Raw genomic sequence first — 18,833 nt, forward strand, 5'->3', positions numbered from 1 at the left:
ATATTTTTAACTATTATTGGCCGATTACTACCGTTCTGCCTCCGCCGAAGTTTCCACCTGGGCGATTATTTCTGAAACGTTTCATCATGTTTTCCATTTTAACTTTGTACTCGTCTTCTGTAATAAGCTTTGCTTTTTTTGGAGCGGTAACATCTTTGGTGCTCACACCCCGGTATTCAATGCTTTTAGCCATGGTACTGTTACCCTTACTTTCTATAGCTAAAACTGCACCTTCAGTCCACATTTTAGGATTCGGAGAAAAATTGAAACCCAAATCATTGGTGTACCAAATATGAGTTTCTTCAGTTATATCTCTATCTTCACCCAAAATCTTCATTGATCTGATAGATTTTACAATCACTTCCTTACAATCAAAACCGATAATTTTTTTTGTTGCATTGGTTTTTTCTATTACGATTTTTGGTGCAACAACAGGTTTGGGTTTTGTAGTATCACCTGGATTTCCACCTCCCATTCTAAATGAACCAATCGGACCCGAAGTTGAAAGTGTTAACTTGCTAGGCATGTAATAAGTGGTGTCGTTTAAATCAAACACTTCTGATAATTTTTGATCTGCAAACGAATAATAATATTCTCTATTTCCGCCTGCACCACCAAAACGCATCATCATACGGCCCATACCGCCGCCACCGCCACCACCGTTACTGTCTTCGGTTTCTTCTACAGGCATATAACTAGCATTGGTTGCAGTGAACAGCAATTCAAAATTGGCTTTACTTGTCGATGGCATCCGGGCTATCGCTTGTTCGGGTAGTTTGACGCCACTTGCGGCCATCATCGCCGCTGGATCTGTAATGGTTTCAAATTGTATTGCTCCCGAAGTTTTCTTTTGCGCATTTGCTACTGATGCAAAAGATAAAACGCCTAGTAAAGCGAAAATTATTTTTTTCATGGGTTCTGTGTTTTGTGTTTTAGATACGAAAGCTGAGAAAAGGTTTAATAAAGATATTTTAGATTTAATGTAAAACCTGTTAAAAAGTGTTAAATACTTAAAAATCAGTAGTAATATCTTCGTTAATATTCGGTGCTTTCTAACCAACCATTACATAAAACATCGGCAATATGCATGGTTTTTATAGGAAGTTTATTTTTATCGATGTAACCTTGAAGGTGTAGGAGGCATGATAAATCGGTAGAAATAATATAATCAGCTTGTTGTGCTAAAGCATGGTTTACCTTTTGTTCGGCCATGGCTGATGAAATGGCATCAAATTTCACCGCAAAAGTACCACCAAATCCACAACACATATCATTATCAACAAGATCTAGCATCTCTAAACCATGTACTTTAGATAGCAGCTGCCGAGGTTCGTCTTTAATTTTGCATTCACGAAGTGCGCTGCAAGAATCGTGGTAAACCGCTTTACCCTCAAGTTCGGCACCGAAATAGTCTTTTTTAGCTACGTTAACCAAAAAATCAGAAAGTTCCCAGATGTTTGATTGTAAGCTGCGACATTTATTATGAACGATTGTATTGGTAAATAAGTCATTAAAACCGCCTTTAACCATACCCACGCAAGATGCTGATGGTGCAACTACGTAGGTGTTCTCCGTAAAATCGTTTAAAAATTTAGTACCTACTTCTTTTGCTTCATCCCAATATCCAGCATTATAAGCTGGCTGACCGCAACAAGTTTGCTTTGAATTGTATTCAACTTTGCATCCCGATTTTTCTAATAACCTTAACGTATTAAAAGCGGTTTCAGGATATAATTGGTCTACAAAACAGGGAACAAACAATTCTACTTTCATCAACAAATATTCTTTAGCTTACAAACTTACAATTTTACTGTTTCTTTGCGCTCGATTTTTTTCAAGATTACCAAAAACACCAATCCAATAATAAAAAATGAAGCTAAAGCGATAATGGAGAAGCGAATGTTTCCGGTTAAATCCTCGATATAAGCAAAGCTGAAAAGTCCGATTACGATGGCCAGTTTCTCGGTAACATCGTAAAAACTAAAGAATGAAGTGCTATCTGGCGTATTTTCGGGTAAATATTTTGAATAAGTAGAACGGGATAAGGATTGGATTCCGCCCATAATCAAGCCAACAATAGCTGCTAACGAATAAAATTGATATTCATTCGAAATGTTATAACCATAGATACAACAGCCAATCCAGATAATTACAACCATCATTAACACGTTAACATTTCCCCATTTTTTTGCTAAAAATGACATAAGCAATGCCCCCGGAATGGCAACGAGCTGAATAATAAGAATCACAGCAATTAGTTTAGCTGTTCCTAATTTTAACGTTTTTTCAGCGAAACCTGCAGCGGCCAACATAATGGTTTGTACGCCCATTGAGTAAAAGAAAAACGAAAATAGAAAGCCTTTTAGCCTTTTGATTTGCTTCAATTGGGTCCAAACTTTCGCCAATTCACTGAAGCCATCCTTTATAATATTGGTTTTTACTTTGCCTATTTGAGGCGTGCCGTTGGGAAGAACGGAGAACGGAATCTGTGAAAAAACAATCCACCAAACACCTACTAAAAGAAAAGATAACCTTGGAGGAAATGAAGCATCTACAATCCCAAACCATTCCGGCTTGAGCACAAAAAGAAAACAAACTAATTGGAGCACTACTGAACCTATGTAACCATAAGAAAAGCCTTGAGCACTTACGCGATCCTGATGATCTTCACTGGCGATTTCAGGTAAGTAGGAATTACTAAACAATACGCCTCCAATGTAGCCCATTGCCGCCAGCACAAAGAAAACAATGCTGATTTGCAAGGTATCAAGTTTGAAAAAATACAAAGCCATACAAGCCAAACCACCCATATAGGTAAAAAATTTCATAAAAGATTTTTTGTTCCCCCTCCTGTCTGCAATAGACGAAAGGATGGGCAAGGCCAGCGCCATAATCAGGTAGGCAAAAGATAAAGCGTAGTTAGACAAAGATGTGTTAACAAATGTTCTGCCTAAAAAAGTTACTTTATCGCCATGCTCTTTGGTGGTGGTAATAATGGTATAATAGGCAGGGAAAATTGTTGAGGTAATGACTAAATTATAGGCAGAGTTTGCCCAATCAAAGAAAGCCCAAGAACGAATGGTTTTCTTGTTGTTTTTTTCTATCATTTTTCGCTTCGCGGATGATTATACTGATTATTGGATTATACGGATATCAAAACTAATAATAATTCACAAATTGAGTGGCGTTTTCACAAATCTTCAATCGCAATTCTTAAATCTAAAATCAAATGTAATACTTCTTCCCATCAGTTTTTATTTTGCCTGCATCTAATAATTCGCGAATGGCAGCTATCCGTTCATTTTCAGCTCCATTTTTTATATGCTTAACCAAATCATCTAAACTTATTGGCTGTTGTTGAAGCAAAGAAATGATTTCAAACTCTATTTCATCGTTTAGCTGAACTTCGTTTTCTGCCCTTTTTTCTGCCAGGCAAACATCACAAACCCCACATTTTGTCGCCGTATGTTCATCGAAATAGTTTAGTAGTTGAATACTTCTGCATTTTTTTGTGCTGGTGTAAGCCATCACAGCACTTACCTGCTTTAGTAGAATTTCTTTTCTCAGTTCAAGGTATTTCACATCCAGATCAAAGTGATCCATATCTACCCGTGGACGAAAGTATTGTAATTGCGGTTGATCAGTCTGCTGTATGTAGGTTAACATTTCAATAGACTGGAGTTTGTTTAATATGGCAATCACATCCTTGAAGGAAATACCCAGTTTCTTGGCTAAATCGGCTTCATTTATTTTAACGAAACCATCGAAAGCGCCGCCGTGAGAACGAAGAATTGTTTTAATTACCCCATCGTATGCTTTATTTTCTATTTGAAACCGATACACGTCCTCATGCCCAACAATAAACATCAGCCTTGATGGCAGAAATACACTTTCTGAAAGTGTGATGTAACCATCATGCTCCAAAAATTTTAACGCTGATATCGTTTTTAATACACTAATATTGAATCGCTTACAAAAATCAGCGATATCAAAGGTAAAGGTCAATCCTTCGCCGGCACCAAACGCCAGCTGGAAATAATTTCCCAGGTAATGATACACCTTTCTGATCTCATCCGGAGATGGAAAACTATTGATGTAGCGAGATTCAAGACTTAAAACGTCAGATTGATTCGCGAGCAAAACCGCATAGCTTCTTTTTTCATCGCGGCCTGCCCTTCCTGCTTCCTGGTAATACGCTTCAAGGCTTTCTGGTAAATCCAGGTGAACTACGAACCGAACATCCGCTTTGTCAATCCCCATCCCGAAGGCATTTGTGGCCACCATTATTCTGGTTTTGTTCAGTTTCCAATCTTCCTGTTTTTGAAAACGCACATCCCGTTCTAAGCCTGCGTGATAAAAATCGGCCTTAATTTGATTGCGGTTTATGAAGTTTGAAACCTCAGCGGTCTCTCTTCTGTTGCGAACGTAAACCAGTCCAGTGCCTTTAACATTTCGGCAAATCGCTATCAGTTTTTTATATTTATCTTCCTGTCCGAATACAACATAACTCAAATTATCTCGAGCAAAACTTTTCACAAAAACATGCGGGTCTTTCATTTCCAGTTTCTCTACAATATCTTTGCGCACAAATTCTGTAGCCGTTGCAGTGAGTGCCAAAACCGGCACCCCCGGAAGAATCTCTCTTAACTTAGAAATTTGTTGATATGGTGGACGAAAATCATAACCCCATTGCGAAATACAATGCGCTTCATCAACAGCGATCAGGTTTACGTTCATGTAAGAAATACGTACACGCACCAGGTCAGAAAGCAATCGCTCAGGAGAAAGATAAAGGAATTTAATTTTGCCGTAAATGCAGTTATCCAATAAGATATCAATTTCGCGTTTGCCCATACCGGCATAAATGGCAATGGCCTCAATACCTTTCGATTTTAAGTTTTCTACCTGGTCTTTCATCAACGCAATAAGCGGCGAAACCACAATGCAAATCCCCTCTTTTACCAATGCAGGAACTTGAAAACAGATCGACTTACCGCCACCGGTTGGTAGAAGCGCAAGGCTATCTTTGCCCTCTAAAACCGAAGCAATAATTTCTTGCTGTAAAGGCCTGAAAGCTTGATGGCCCCAATATTTTTGTAAAATCTCTATTGCTGTCATAAATCGGCGGTATCAAAACTATAAAAAAGCTGTTGATATTGCTAAATTGCGCCACAATTAATCAAAAATATAGAATGAAACACCTCTACCTTCTATCTGCACTTTCGCTTTTATTTTTAAACCTAACTGCCCAGGAAAAAAAATGGGATGTTGAAAAATATCAGGGAACTACGAAAAATTTCACGCTAAATACCGATGAAGGAACCTGGATGAATTTGGACGTAAGTGCCGACGGACAAGAAATTGTTTTTGATTTATTGGGTGATATTTACACCATGCCCGTTTCTGGAGGACAGGCTAAGCTAATTAGTGGTGGCATTGCATACGACGTACAGCCAAGGTTTAGTCCGGATGGAAAATATATTTCTTACACCAGCGATAAAAGTGGTGGTGACAATATTTGGATTATGAATCGTGATGGTTCTGGCAAAAAGCAGGTGACTAAAGAAAGCTTCAGGCTTTTAAATAACGCCACCTGGATGCCCAACAGCGAATATATTGTAGCCCGTAAGCACTTTACAGCAGGCCGCTCATTGGGTGCCGGCGAAATGTGGATGTATAACATCAACGGTGGCGATGGAATTCAATTGACTAAACGCAAGAACGACCAACAAGATGCAGGTGAGCCAAACGTTTCGCCAGATGGACGCTATCTCTATTTCAGCGAAGATGTTAGTCCCGGACCAAATTTCGAATACAGTAAAGATCCAAACGGAACCATTTATGCCATCCGCCAATTAGATTTAAACACCGGAAAATTAACTACCCTTATTAATCAACAAGGTGGCGCCTGCCGTCCGCAGGTTTCACCTGATGGTAATTTAATTGCGTTTGTTAAGCGGGTTCGTTTAAAATCAACGCTTTATGTTCAGAATATCAAAACAGGAGAAGAATGGCCTGTCAACGAAGATTTATCTCACGACCAACAAGAAACCTGGGCTATTTTTGGTGTTTACCCCAACTTCGCCTGGACGCCAGATAATAAAAGTTTAATATTTTATGCGAAGGGCAAAATCAGAAAAACAGAAATCGCTAGCCTGATAACATCAACTATTCCCTTTCAAGCCAATACGGTTCAAACGGTTCAGCAAGCCTTGCATTTCGAACAGCAAGTGTACAATAATGATTTTTCAGTAAAGATGTTGCGCCAGTTAACAACATCACCAGATGGAAAAACGATAGTATTCAACGCAGCCGGATTTTTATACAAACAAGAGTTACCGACTGGAACACCTGAACGATTAACAAGTGGAATGGATTTCGAATTTGAGCCCAGTTTTAGTTCCGATGGCAAGTTTGTAATTTACACTACCTGGAGTGATGAACTCCGCGGAGCTATTAAAAGAACCGATATTAAATCTGGCAAAACCATTACTTTGAGCGATGAAAAAGGATTTTATTATTCTCCTCAGTATTCTACCAAAGGTGATAAAATTGTGTTTAGAAAAGGAAGCGGTAACGATGTTTTAGGCTATAATTATGGTCGTGGAACGGGAATTTTTATTATGCCTGCTGCTGGCGGTACTAAAACGTTGGTTTCAGATAATGGAATAAAACCGTCTTTTAACAATTCTGATACGCGAATTTATTTTCAAAGTTATACCGATGGTAAAAAGGCTTTAAAAAGTATCGATTTAAATGGTGCTAACGAGAGAACACATTTTACATCACAATATGCAAATCAATTTGTGGTGAGTCCTGATAACAAATGGCTTGCTTTTAATGAGCTTTTTAATGTGTATATCACCCCAATGATAAATGTAGGAACGGCCCAGGATGCATCGGCCGGAAATAAAGCCATTCCTGTGGCAAAAGTTACAACAGATGGTGGTACTTACATGCAGTGGAGCGCTGATAGCAAAAATCTTCATTGGACATTAGGCCCGAAATATCTCACTATTGATGTGAAAAATGCTTTCAATTTTGATGGTGCTACCCCGAAAACACAAGCCAGTTCAATTGATATCAACCTCACTTTAAAAAGTGATGCTCCTACCGGAATTGTAGCCCTAAAAGGCGCCCGAATTATTTCAATGAAAGGTGATGAAGTGATTGAAAACGGAACAATCTTAACAGACGGAAATAAAATTACCGCAATAGGGAAAGCTGATGCAGTGGCGATACCTGCAAATGCGAAGGTTATTGATGTAAACGGCAAAACAATTATGCCTGGAATTATTGATGTTCATGCGCATTTACGCACCAGTCCTGATGGAATTTCGCCACAAAATGATTGGAGCTATATGGCTAATTTAGCTTTCGGTGTCACCACTTCGCATGATCCATCAAGCAATACTGAAATGGTTTTTAGCCAGAATGAAATGCTAAAAGCAGGACGAATGGTTGGGCCAAGGGTATATTCGACCGGCTCTATTTTATATGGAGCCGATGGCGATTTCAAAGTGGTAATCAATAGTCTTGACGATGCATTGGCTAATTTGAAACGGCTTAAGGCAGTTGGCGCTTTTTCAGTAAAATCTTACAATCAGCCTCGCAGAGAGCAGCGCCAGCAAATTTTGGAAGCTGCCCGACAGCTAAAAATGGAAGTGGTGCCAGAGGGCGGTTCTACATTTTTCCATAATATGAACATGGTTGCCGATGGACATACGGGAATTGAACACAGCATTCCGGTTTTACCGGTTTATAAAGATGTAACTACGCTTTGGAACAACACCACAGTGGGTTACACGCCAACATTAATCGTTGCTTATGGCGGTCAGTGGGGAGAAAATTACTGGTATGATAGAACAAATGTTTGGGAGAATGAAAAGCTGATGACTTACACACCGCGTTCTATTATTGATTCGAGGGCAAGACGCAGAACCACTTCAGAATATAGCGATTACAACCATATAGATATTGCAAAAGCCACTAAACAAATTGCAGATGGTGGTACGAAAGTAAACTTGGGTGCCCATGGACAAATACAGGGTTTGGGTGCACACTGGGAACTCTGGATGTTTGTTCAAGGTGGATTTTCGCCATTGCAAGCCATTAGAAATGCGACTTTAAATGGCGCACATTATTTAGGAATGGACAAAGAAATCGGTTCATTGGAAGTTGGCAAATTAGCAGATTTAGTCATCATGGATGCCAATCCTTTAGACGACATCAGGAACTCCGAAAAGATTAAGTATGTGATGATTAACGGCAGGCTGTATGATAGCGCCACCATGAATGAAGTGGGAACAAGAGAAAAACTTCGCGGGAAGTTATGGTTCGAAAGCGCAAAAGGCAACGGATTTGTAATTCCGAATAGCGAATCAGAAACATGGACTTTTACCGTTCCACATTGTGATTAATTGAGTTGCTTATCATATAAGAAAATGTTAGGCATTCAGCTTAAATGAATCTTAGTTTAAAACCTCACCCTATTCAAGATGCTTCTTTAATCAAGTTTTGTACTCTCCCTCTCCTTGAAGAGAGGGATTAAAGAGTAGTATTGGATGAGTTACACATTGGAACTTTGTTTCCCTCTCTTTAAGGAGAAAGACGGTATTGGAGATAAAATACTTCTGACGTAAATAGGGTGAGGTAATTATGCATTAAGATGCTGCAATAAATTCAGCATGACGATGAGCGGAGATAACTACAAAACCAACAAACCAAATTCTCTTAAAGTATTCACAGGTTTTGAATACCAGAACAATTCAAAGTTTTCCATTTCGGTTTCAAAATCTGCTTTAACTTCAGCAAAGGTGTAAACCTTTTCATTTGAGATGTGAATTTTATCTAAAATCGAAACCAACCATTCGCCTTCACCTTTATTGGTTTGAACGGTAAAGCTTTGTTTTCTATCATGAAAAATTAAAGATGCCATTTCCCAGCTATTCCCCTTTTTCGATTTGGTAAAATATTCAGCAGTTGGCTTCCCTCCTAACCAAGCCACTTTAGCGGTTGGTTTAGTATGAAAATGATCATCATTACTCAAAGCACCTTCGATAAAATCAGCCGGAATTTTGGTTCTTGGGATCTTAAAGTCGAACCAGTCTTGCAGATCGTAATCAAAACAAATGCCATGCATAAAATTGAATAACGACTTTTTCAACCCGTAACTAAACTTGTTATGGTCGATGCCGGTTTTATCGAAGTAGTTAATGTCGTTGTTAGCGAAAGTGCCAATTGCTTCTGTTTCCTTTACCACTCCAAACTTTTCGGGGTACATGCCCACAGGACTGTGTGCCGTCATTGCAAACTGATGCCAAAAACCCGATTGCAATACGCCAGCCTCAAATAGTTGACGAACCATTTCTAAACTATCTACAGTTTCCTGTATCGTTTGTGTGGGATAGCCATACATTAAATAAGCATGAACCATGATGCCTGCTGCTGTAAAGTTCCGCGTTACCCGGGCAACCTGTTCAACAGTTACACCTTTGTCGATCAGTTTTAGTAGCCTATCGGAGGCTACTTCGAGACCGCCTGAAACAGCAATGCAGCCCGATGCTTTTAGCAGCAAGCATAAATCTGCTGTAAAACTTTTTTCGAAACGAATATTTGTCCACCAGGTAACCGCTAATTTCCTTCTGATAATTTCAAGTGCAACTTCACGCATCAGAGCAGGTGGAGCAGCCTCATCAACAAAATGAAACCCATTCTGCCCTGTCTTGGTAGATAAATCTTCAATCCGATCAACAATTTGTTTGGCTTGAACTGGTTCGTAAACCTTTATATAATCCAGTGAGATATCACAAAATGTGCATTTTCCCCAGTAGCATCCATGGGCCATGGTCAGTTTATTCCACCTGCCGTCACTCCACATTCGGTGCATTGGGTTTACGATTTCTATTACCGAAATATATTGATCAAGCAACAATCCGCTGTAATCGGGCGTACCAACATCAGCTTGTTTGTAGTCTTTTCTAAAGGAATCGTTTTTGTAAACCACCTTGTCATTTTCCAACAAAAATGTACGCTTATACATTTGCATTTCCTGCGGCAAGGTTCCGCCGATGTTTTGAATGAGCAAATCAATCGGTAATTCTCCATCATCCAACGTGATGAAATCGAAAAATTCGAAAACACGTTCATCAGAAAGTGAGCGCAACTCCGTGTTTGGGAAGCCACCACCCATAGAAATTTTAATTTCAGGATAATTTGCTTTTACCCACTGCGCACACCGAAAAGCGCTATATAAATTACCTGGGAAAGGAACAGAAATCAAAAACAACTTGGGCTCAATCGCTGCTATCTTATCCTTTAAAATTTCAATAAGAATTTGATCGATGTAAGTTGGTTTATTTTGTAACGCAGTATATAATTCGTCGAAAGAATTGGCGCTTCTGCCTAAACGTTCTGCGTAGCGACTGAAACCGAAATTTTCATCTACACATTCTACGATATAATCGGAAATATCTTCGAGGTATAATGTTGCCAGGTGCTTCGCCTTATCCTGCGTTCCCATTGCTCCGAATGCCCAATCGAGTTCTTCTAATTGTTCAAAGCGAGCCGCCTGTGGAAGAAAATCATCTCCACAAATTTGCAATGCCAACGTTGGATTTTTACCTTGAAGGAAGGCAATTACCGAATCAATAGTTTTCAGGTATTCATCCTTCAATGCAAAAATGCGTTTGGCATTATCACTTTTTGGTTTCGAACTAGAAACTTCAAACAAATCAGCCAATCCATTTTTTGAAAACAGTTCTAATATTACTTCAATCCCCAAATCTGCTTGTGTGGAGGAGATATTTTTAGTGTTTAAAAATCCTTTTATATACGCTGTTGCCGGATACGGGGTATTCAGTTGAGTAAATGGCGGCGTAATGGCAAAGATTTCGGTTTTCAAAAGATTTGTTTTTCTGCAAAAGTAAAGGAATTTTAGAACTTAGGGATTTATTATAAGTCAAATTTCCAAGGTTTGTGTCCTCACAGAACATTCGATAATTTTTATGTCTGGTTGTTTAAATTCAGATTGAGGAGAAGCTATTGAAATGCTAAAAAAAATTCAGCATGACGATTTGGTTAAGATAGCCATTAAACTAAAACCCAAATCCAAGCGTTTTAAATGGATATCAATACCTTTTCTATCTGAATGAAATATTTTTATTTACTTACTTTTCTTCTAGCAACACATCTTTGTTTCGCTCAAAAAACATTCATTTGCCCTAGAGTGAAGCCGCAAGGCGTTTCTGTTGAGCAACTTACGCCCACAAACTGGACAGTAATTGGAACAGCAAATGGAGATTTAAATCACGATGGTGTTGAGGATATGGCTGTTGTTTTTGAATTTGATAAAAAGATTGATGAGACCAGAACTTACGGGGATAATAATTCGGAAATTATAAAGGAAACGCAGAAACCAAGAATTTTAGTGATTTATTTTAAAGATCACTCTACAGGAAATTTCCGCTTATCTACCCAGAACAATGATTTTATTCTGAGATCTGAAGAAGGCGGTAAACTCGGAGATCCGCTCAATCAAATCGGAATCAAAGATCAGCAGCTCTATTTGCGTTTTCAGGGAGGGGCAGAATGGCGCTGGGAACTGGGCTATACTTTTAAATTCGAAAACAAAGATTGGTTTCTAACCAGTGCAATAAACCTCTATTTTAACCAGAATACCGGCGACATGACTGAACGTGTTTACGATTTTAAAACCCGCGAGTTATTTACTACGGTTGGGAATTTACACAGAAGAGATATCGCGAACCGAAAAACGAGTGAAGTTCTATATTTCTCTCAGTTGAGAACATTTAAAACATTCAAAAAGCCTTGGGCCTGGGAAATAATGCCCAATGTTTATCTATAGGTTTTGCCAAGGGAACAGGCAATAAGTTAGTCAATAGTCGTCATGGAGAGACACGAAGCAATATAATCTATTGCAAAAGTTATAAAGAAGTGCTTCTTCACATTTTATGCAATAGATACATAACAACTTTTTTGCCACGGAAACACAGAATACACGGAGATCTGGCATTTAATAAAACGGTCGTCATTGCGAGGTACGAAGCAATCTTAATGCGCAATGCTTGTAGAAAAGAATATTAGAATTGCTTGATACCTCGCAAAGGCAATAGCTCTAAATATTTTGCGCAATTACGAAGCCACTTGCCCAGGCCCATTGGAAGTTATAACCACCCAGCCAACCCGTAACATCCATGCATTCCCCGCCGAAAAATAAGCCAGGAATCTTTTTACATTCCAAAGTTTTAGAGGAAATTTCATTGGTATCAATTCCGCCACGCATCACTTCGGCTTTATCATAACCTTTATCACCGGCTGGTTTCACTTTAAAGTGATGGATCGTTTGTTCAATTAACTGGATTTCCGCATTCGTTAGGGCCGCAACCGGTTTAGTTAGCGGCAAAAATTTCCCTAAAGCATCAGTAAATTTCTTCGTATAAAAACGGTTTAACAAAGTGGATAAAAGTGTTTTCCCATTTGTTTGGCGTTCCTCAGATAATATTGAAACAATATTTTGACCGGGCAGTAGATTAAGATTTACGCTTTCTCCTCTTCTCCAGAAGGACGAAATCTGTAAAATTGCCGGACCGCTCAAACCCCAATGCGTAAACAATATATTTTCTTCGAAAGAAATTTCATCATTGCTGACTTCGCAAAAAACCGAATTACCAGAAAGCTGGGCAAACCATTCTTCATCTTTACCTGTGATGGTTAAAGGCACCAGCGCTGGTGCTGTTTCTACAATTTTTAAGTCATGCTTCCGGGCAAAACGCAAAGCAAAATCTGTTGCACCCATTTTTTGAATGGGTAAACCTCCAGTAGCCACAACTAGTTTTGCGGCCGTTACCTTGATATTTTTTCCATGTTTCTCATAAGTAATCCTAAAACCATCTGGTAATATTTCAATATCCTTAACGTCGGCATTGCAGCGAATTTCCTGACCAAAATCTTCGCAAATGGATGTAAAAACTTGTACCACATCTTTTGCATTCTTTTCGTCGGGGAACAATTGTCCCAATGTTTTTTCCCTACCATGAATCCCATAAGTTTCGAAAAAACTTACGGTGTCATCGACCGTCCATTGCGTAAAAGCCGATTTAATAAAGTGGGGGTTTGCAGAAATAAATTGTTCTGCTGAAGCAAACTGGTTGGTATAATTGCAACGACCGCCACCAGAAATCAAAATCTTGGCACCTGGTTTTTCATTCTTTTCCAGTACAATTACTTTCTTCCCCAGATAGCCCGCTTGTACCGCACACATTAACCCGCAAGCACCTGCACCAATAATTATTGCCTCTGCATCCATTATGGCAAAGTTATAAGTTTTAACTATAACGTTGTAGTTTTTACCACAGATGGACACAGATAAACACGGATTTATTATCTGTGTCCATCCTTTCTATCTGTGGTTAAATGATTTCACAAAATCCCAATTGGCGTTTTATTTTTTGCTATTTTTGCGATTCAAAAAATCTACTTTATTAATGGCAAAACAGATTAGCGAATTAAAGTTAGGTATTCTTGGTGGCGGTCAGTTGGGCAGAATGCTCATTCAGCAAGCCATTAACTATAACGTTACCTCTTTAGTTTTAGACCCTGACCCTGATGCTCCTTGCAAACACATTGCAAATTATTTTGAAAACGGTTCGATTACCGATTTTGACACCGTTTATAACTTTGGAAAGAAAGCCGATATTATTACCATAGAAATTGAAAAGGTAAATATTGATGCTTTGGAACAACTGGAAAAAGAAGGCAAGCAAGTTTTTCCACAGTCAAGGGTAATTCGTTTAATTCAGGATAAAGGCGTACAAAAGCAGTTTTTTAAAGAGAACGATATTCCTACCTCTCCTTTTCATATCGCAAATACCAAAGAGGATATGTTAAATAGTGCGATCCCCTATCCTTATATTTTAAAGTTGCGTAAAGATGGCTACGACGGCAAAGGGGTGATGAAAATTAATGGTGCTGCCGATTTAGATAAGGCCTTTGATGCACCATGTATTGTAGAAAAATTGGTTGATTTTGAAAAGGAAGTTGCCGTGATTGTTGCCCGAAATTCAAATGGCGACATGAAAACCTTCCCAATGGTGGAGATGGAATTTAATCCTGAAGCCAATTTAGTTGAGTTTCTTATTTCGCCCTCAACTTTTGCAGAAAGCCTGCAACAAAAAGCTGAAAACATCGCAAAAAGTATCGCTTCTGCAATGAATATTACTGGTATTTTGGCAGTAGAAATGTTTGTTTGTAGTGATGGTGAACTTTTGGTAAACGAAGTGGCGCCGCGTCCACACAATAGCGGGCACCAAACAATTGAAGGCAATTACGTTTCTCAATTTGAACAACATTTGCGCTCAATTTATAATTTGCCGCTTGGCGATACCACAAGCATTACCAATGCAGTGATGATTAATTTGCTTGGTGAAAAAGGCTCGGAAGGTGTAGCTAAGTATGAAAATCTGGAGAAGATTTTGGCCATTGATGGCGTTTTCGTCCATCTTTACGGTAAAAAATATACCAAACCGTTTCGCAAAATGGGCCATGTAACTATTGTTGATATCGATAGAGATAAAGCTATTGAAAAAGCTAGATATGTACAGAAAACATTGAAGGTGATTGCGTAGAAGATTAAAGAGTAAGGAACAAAGACTAAAGATTTTAAAGTTAAAACACAAAAAATGAGTGCGAGAGTTGGAATAATTATGGGCAGCAAATCTGATTTGCCTGTTATGCAAGATGCTGCTGATATATTAAAAGAATTCGGAATTGAATATGAAATTACCGTAGTTTCTGCACATAGAACTCCTGAACGCATGTTCGATTATGCAAAAGAGGCACAAGCACGGGGTTTAAAAGTGATTATTGCTGGTGCCGGCGGTGCTGCACATTTACCTGGAATGGTAGCATCGATCACAACTTTACCTGTAATTGGTGTGCCTGTAAAATCATCCAATTCTATTGATGGATGGGATAGTATTTTATCAATCCTACAAATGCCAAACGGTATTCCCGTGGCTACGGTTGCATTAAATTCGGCGAAAAATGCAGGTTTATTGGCTGCTCAGATTTTAGCTACAGCTGATGAATCGCTGACTGTAAAAATGCAGGATTATAAAGATGGGCTTAGAAGAAAGGTAGAAGAAAGTGCTGCTGAAATGAGCGGACTATAAATATCTGGTTGAGCTTGTCGAGGCTCAATATCCTTCGACAAGCTCAATATTAATTTAAACTGGGATCTATTGGAAAATTGCTTACGTGGGCATATTTTGGGCCTAGGTTTACAATTACATCTCTCCAAAGTTTTTCTTCATCATTGCCGAAAATAATTTCAGGATGTGAGATGTCGCTCACCATCCAGGCATTCTGCTCCAGCTCTCTTGCTAATTGTCCGTTATCCCAACCTGAGTAACCCATAAAAAACTTAATCTCGCTTTCATCAATCGCATTGTTGTTGATTAAAATTTTTAGTGTTTCAAAATTGCCTCCCCAATAAATACCATTGCCAATTTCTTCACCACTTTGCAACTTATCATAAGCCCGGTGAATGAAGTGCAAAGTATCTGCGGCAACTGGCCCACCAAAATAGATGTGGTTATTGGCCTCCCATAAATCTTGAATCACATCTTTAACCAGCAAGTTTCCCATCTGATTTAAAATATAGCCAACTGTTCCATCTTCTCCGTGCTCGGTTAATAACACCACCGAACGTTTAAAATTGGGATCAGCCATAAAGGGTTCAGAAATTAATAATCTTCCGGTTTTCGGTTTTATATTGTTCAGCATCACGATAATCATTTGAAGCACCATAAAAGATGCCTATTTTTGTTCTATGCAAGTTACAAACGAATTTCTACAAAACCTGCGCCAAGATTATAAAAGCGCCACGTTAGATGAAGCTGACGTAGATAACAATCCTATTACGCAATTTCAAAAGTGGTTTGAAAATGCTGTTGAAGCACAAGTTTATGAACCAAATGTGATGACATTGGCCACAGCTGACAAAGCCGGCCGACCAGATGCCAGGATTGTGTTACTAAAAGGCGTTGATGAAAATGGTTTCAGATTTTTCACTAACTATTTAAGTGCCAAGGGTAAGGAGTTGAAACGTAACCCCTACGCGGCATTGGTTTTCTTCTGGCCAGATTTAGAACGCCAGGTTAGAATTGAAGGCACGGTAGAAAAACTAGATAAAGAAACCTCTGAAGAATATTTTGTAACCAGGCCAGTAGCCAGTCAGATTGGTGCGGTAGCCTCTCCACAAAGTCAGGTTATTCCCGACAGAAAATTTTTAGAAGAAAAGTTTGAAGAGCTGAAAGAAAAAAGCGAGGGTAAAAGCATCGCCAAGCCGGCACACTGGGGGGGTTACATTGTAAAGCCAACTCGCATAGAATTTTGGCAAGGTCGCCGAAGCAGGTTGCACGATCGAATTAATTTTGAACTTGTTAAGGGTAGCTGGGTTAAAAGCAGGTTAGCGCCATAAAGTATTTTCAAATAAATAGAGATCTGCTATCCAGCCAGATCTCTATTTTAACTAATCATTAACTAACCTAAATGATACTAGGAAGTGCTGTTATAAAGACGTCATTGAAAAATTGACGATTATTTTCTTTCATTATCAAGCAATCATAAAGCGTTTTTGTTTTCCTGTTCAATCAGATTTTTGTCAGAAATAAGATGCAAATCTATATCGAAAAACATAAGTGTTCTGTAACCAGCAAGATACTTTCAGCAATAGTAATATCTTTGGAAACTTCGAAAATAAAACATTACAGAAACCCCTAACCAAAATTTTAATGATAAAGAATATTTCAGTTATAGGATCGGGAACTATGGGCAATGGAATTGCACATGTGTTTGCTCAATTTAATTACTCGGTTAGTTTGGTAGATATTAATCAGACAGCCCTCGATCAAGCCACACAAACCATTACTAAAAATTTAGACAGGCAGGTTGCGAAAGGACTAATTACTGAAGATCAAAAAACACTAACACTAAAGAACATTTCTACTTTCACGTCGATAAAAGAAGGCGTTAAACATGCTGATTTAATAGTTGAGGCAGCTACGGAAAATATAGAATTAAAGCTTCAAATTTTTAAAGATCTGGATGATGCAGCACCAGAAAATGCTATCCTGGCTTCCAACACATCATCTATTTCAATTACTAAAATCGCTGCAGCCACCAATCGTGGAGATAAAGTAATTGGTATGCATTTTATGAACCCAGTGCCGGTGATGAAATTGGTTGAGGTGATTCGGGGATATCAAACCAGCGATGAAACTACGGAAACGATTATGTCGCTTTCTAAAAGCCTGGAAAAAACGCCTGTTGAAGTGAATGATTATCCGGGTTTTGTAGCCAATAGAATTTTGATGCCGCTGATTAACGAAGCCATATACACCTTATACGAAGGCGTCGCTGGTGTTTACGAAATCGATACTGTAATGAAATTAGGAATGGCTCACCCTATGGGTCCATTGCAACTGGCTGATTTTATAGGTTTAGACGTATGTTTAGCAATATTAAAAGTTCTTCATGATGGATTTGGAAATGCTAAATATGCTCCTTGTCCGTTATTGGTTAATATGGTTGCTGCCGGAAAAAAAGGTGCAAAATCGGGTGAAGGTTTTTATAAATATATAGCTGGATCAAAAGAGCTGGTGGTGGCCGATAAATTCAAATAATCCTAATTTTTTTAGCATTTAATTTTATATTTGCTGTATGAACGAAAATCTTGATCCAGACGCAAGCAGCTTAAGTCCTACGGACAAAGATATTGAACGGGTATTAAGACCACAGGCTTTTGAAGATTTTACCGGGCAAGAGAAAGTGATGGAAAACCTTCGAATTTTTGTTCAGGCTGCAAAACTTCGTGGCGAAGCCCTTGATCACGTTTTATTACACGGGCCTCCAGGATTGGGAAAAACCACACTATCTTATATCATCGCCAATGAGATGGGTGCTGGCATTAAGGTAACTTCTGGTCCCGTATTGGATAAACCCGGCGATTTGGCGGGTTTGCTAACAGGTTTAGATACAGGCGATATTCTTTTCATTGATGAAATCCATCGCCTATCACCTTTGGTTGAAGAGTATCTCTATTCTGCCATGGAGGATTTTAAAATCGACATTATGCTCGAAACCGGGCCCAATGCCCGTTCGGTGCAAATTTCGCTCAATCCGTTTACGCTCGTTGGCGCAACAACCCGTTCAGGTTTGTTAACCGCACCACTACGGGCTCGTTTCGGTATCAATTGTCGTTTGGCTTATTATGATGCAAAGCTTTTGACTACAATCGTACTTCGTTCTTCTGATATTCTTAATACACCAATTGACGACGAAGGCGCTTATGAAATTGCCCGTCGTAGTCGTGGAACGCCCCGTATTGCAAACGCACTTTTGCGTAGAACTAGAGATTTTGCACAAATAAAAGGAAATGGAAATATCGATCCTGAAATAGCAAACTATGCCTTAAATGCTTTAAATGTTGATGAACATGGTTTAGATGAAATGGATAACAAAATCCTATCTACGATCATTGATAAATTTAAAGGAGGCCCAGTGGGTTTAAAAACTATAGCTACTGCAGTTGGAGAAGATGAAGGCACAATTGAAGAAGTTTACGAACCTTTTTTAATCCAGGAAGGTTACATTATGCGTACCTCCCGGGGAAGGGAAGTGACGGAAGCTGCTTACAAACATTTGAAAAAGAATTATCCTGGGCAAACTGGAAAGTTGTTTTAAGGTAGGCTCCCGCAGATTTAAATAGATAAATACGGAGATTTAAACTGAAATTTTGAGCCTCAACGTGT

The 18,833-nt window shown here is 38.9% G+C and carries 14 protein-coding genes; 7 read left to right on the plus strand and 7 right to left on the minus strand.

Annotated features, from left to right (window positions below; genetic code table 11):
- Nucleotides 1-13: 13 nt before the first annotated feature.
- From AC3ITD_RS08435 to AC3ITD_RS08450, 4 genes are all read right to left on the minus strand, one after another.
- Nucleotides 14-913 carry a hypothetical protein gene (locus tag AC3ITD_RS08435; protein ID WP_489365654.1) on the minus strand — a complete coding sequence of 300 codons (900 nt, stop codon included), beginning with the start codon at nucleotides 911-913 and terminating at the stop codon, nucleotides 14-16.
- Between the two features lie 122 nt (nucleotides 914-1,035).
- The gene (locus tag AC3ITD_RS08440) at nucleotides 1,036-1,773 is read right to left on the minus strand and encodes a (Fe-S)-binding protein (RefSeq protein ID WP_056848838.1); all 738 of its coding nucleotides are present in this window, start codon (nucleotides 1,771-1,773) and stop codon (nucleotides 1,036-1,038) included.
- A 26-nt stretch (nucleotides 1,774-1,799) separates the two neighbouring features.
- A complete protein-coding gene (locus tag AC3ITD_RS08445) occupies nucleotides 1,800-3,107 on the minus strand; it encodes an MFS transporter (protein ID WP_489365656.1) in 1,308 nt (435 codons plus the stop codon).
- Nucleotides 3,108-3,225: 118 nt separating this feature from the next.
- The gene (locus tag AC3ITD_RS08450) at nucleotides 3,226-5,118 is read right to left on the minus strand and encodes a RecQ family ATP-dependent DNA helicase (protein ID WP_489365658.1); all 1,893 of its coding nucleotides are present in this window, start codon (nucleotides 5,116-5,118) and stop codon (nucleotides 3,226-3,228) included.
- A 74-nt stretch (nucleotides 5,119-5,192) separates the two neighbouring features.
- Here AC3ITD_RS08450 and AC3ITD_RS08455 point away from each other — a divergent pair, with 74 nt between their 5' ends.
- Nucleotides 5,193-8,420 (plus strand): amidohydrolase family protein, encoded by a 3,228-nt coding sequence (locus AC3ITD_RS08455; protein WP_489365661.1) that lies wholly within the window; start codon nucleotides 5,193-5,195, stop codon nucleotides 8,418-8,420.
- A gap of 287 nt (nucleotides 8,421-8,707) precedes the next feature.
- Here the strand turns inward: AC3ITD_RS08455 and AC3ITD_RS08460 are convergent, their stop codons facing one another.
- Nucleotides 8,708-10,903: a B12-binding domain-containing radical SAM protein gene (locus AC3ITD_RS08460; RefSeq protein WP_489365663.1), complete on the minus strand. Its 2,196-nt coding sequence runs from the start codon at nucleotides 10,901-10,903 to the stop codon at nucleotides 8,708-8,710.
- A gap of 246 nt (nucleotides 10,904-11,149) precedes the next feature.
- Between AC3ITD_RS08460 and AC3ITD_RS08465 the strand changes: the two genes are divergently transcribed.
- Nucleotides 11,150-11,866 carry a hypothetical protein gene (locus tag AC3ITD_RS08465; protein WP_489365664.1) on the plus strand — a complete coding sequence of 239 codons (717 nt, stop codon included), beginning with the start codon at nucleotides 11,150-11,152 and terminating at the stop codon, nucleotides 11,864-11,866.
- A 270-nt stretch (nucleotides 11,867-12,136) separates the two neighbouring features.
- Here the strand turns inward: AC3ITD_RS08465 and AC3ITD_RS08470 are convergent, their stop codons facing one another.
- The gene (locus AC3ITD_RS08470; RefSeq protein WP_489365666.1) at nucleotides 12,137-13,327 is read right to left on the minus strand and encodes a BaiN/RdsA family NAD(P)/FAD-dependent oxidoreductase; all 1,191 of its coding nucleotides are present in this window, start codon (nucleotides 13,325-13,327) and stop codon (nucleotides 12,137-12,139) included.
- Between the two features lie 178 nt (nucleotides 13,328-13,505).
- On the opposite strand from AC3ITD_RS08470, the gene AC3ITD_RS08475 reads away from it, so the two are divergent.
- Nucleotides 13,506-14,645: a 5-(carboxyamino)imidazole ribonucleotide synthase gene (locus AC3ITD_RS08475; protein WP_265798652.1), complete on the plus strand. Its 1,140-nt coding sequence runs from the start codon at nucleotides 13,506-13,508 to the stop codon at nucleotides 14,643-14,645.
- Between the two features lie 54 nt (nucleotides 14,646-14,699).
- Nucleotides 14,700-15,191 carry a 5-(carboxyamino)imidazole ribonucleotide mutase gene (gene purE, locus AC3ITD_RS08480; protein WP_489365668.1) on the plus strand — a complete coding sequence of 164 codons (492 nt, stop codon included), beginning with the start codon at nucleotides 14,700-14,702 and terminating at the stop codon, nucleotides 15,189-15,191.
- Between the two features lie 49 nt (nucleotides 15,192-15,240).
- Here purE and AC3ITD_RS08485 read toward each other — a convergent pair whose 3' ends face one another.
- Nucleotides 15,241-15,804: a YqgE/AlgH family protein gene (locus AC3ITD_RS08485; protein WP_265798650.1), complete on the minus strand. Its 564-nt coding sequence runs from the start codon at nucleotides 15,802-15,804 to the stop codon at nucleotides 15,241-15,243.
- 46 nt (nucleotides 15,805-15,850) lie between these two features.
- Between AC3ITD_RS08485 and pdxH the strand changes: the two genes are divergently transcribed.
- The 3 genes from pdxH (at nucleotide 15,851) to ruvB (ending at nucleotide 18,765) form a co-directional block, all read left to right on the plus strand.
- A complete protein-coding gene (gene pdxH / locus AC3ITD_RS08490; protein ID WP_463482266.1) occupies nucleotides 15,851-16,501 on the plus strand; it encodes a pyridoxamine 5'-phosphate oxidase in 651 nt (216 codons plus the stop codon).
- Nucleotides 16,502-16,814: 313 nt separating this feature from the next.
- Nucleotides 16,815-17,705 (plus strand): 3-hydroxyacyl-CoA dehydrogenase family protein, encoded by an 891-nt coding sequence (locus AC3ITD_RS08495; RefSeq protein ID WP_489365671.1) that lies wholly within the window; start codon nucleotides 16,815-16,817, stop codon nucleotides 17,703-17,705.
- A 37-nt stretch (nucleotides 17,706-17,742) separates the two neighbouring features.
- On the plus strand, nucleotides 17,743-18,765 hold the full coding sequence (ruvB, locus tag AC3ITD_RS08500; protein ID WP_056848828.1) for a Holliday junction branch migration DNA helicase RuvB: 1,023 nt from the start codon (nucleotides 17,743-17,745) through the stop codon (nucleotides 18,763-18,765).
- Nucleotides 18,766-18,833 lie beyond the last annotated feature (68 nt).

Source organism: Pedobacter sp. KH_004, from assembly GCF_057840755.1.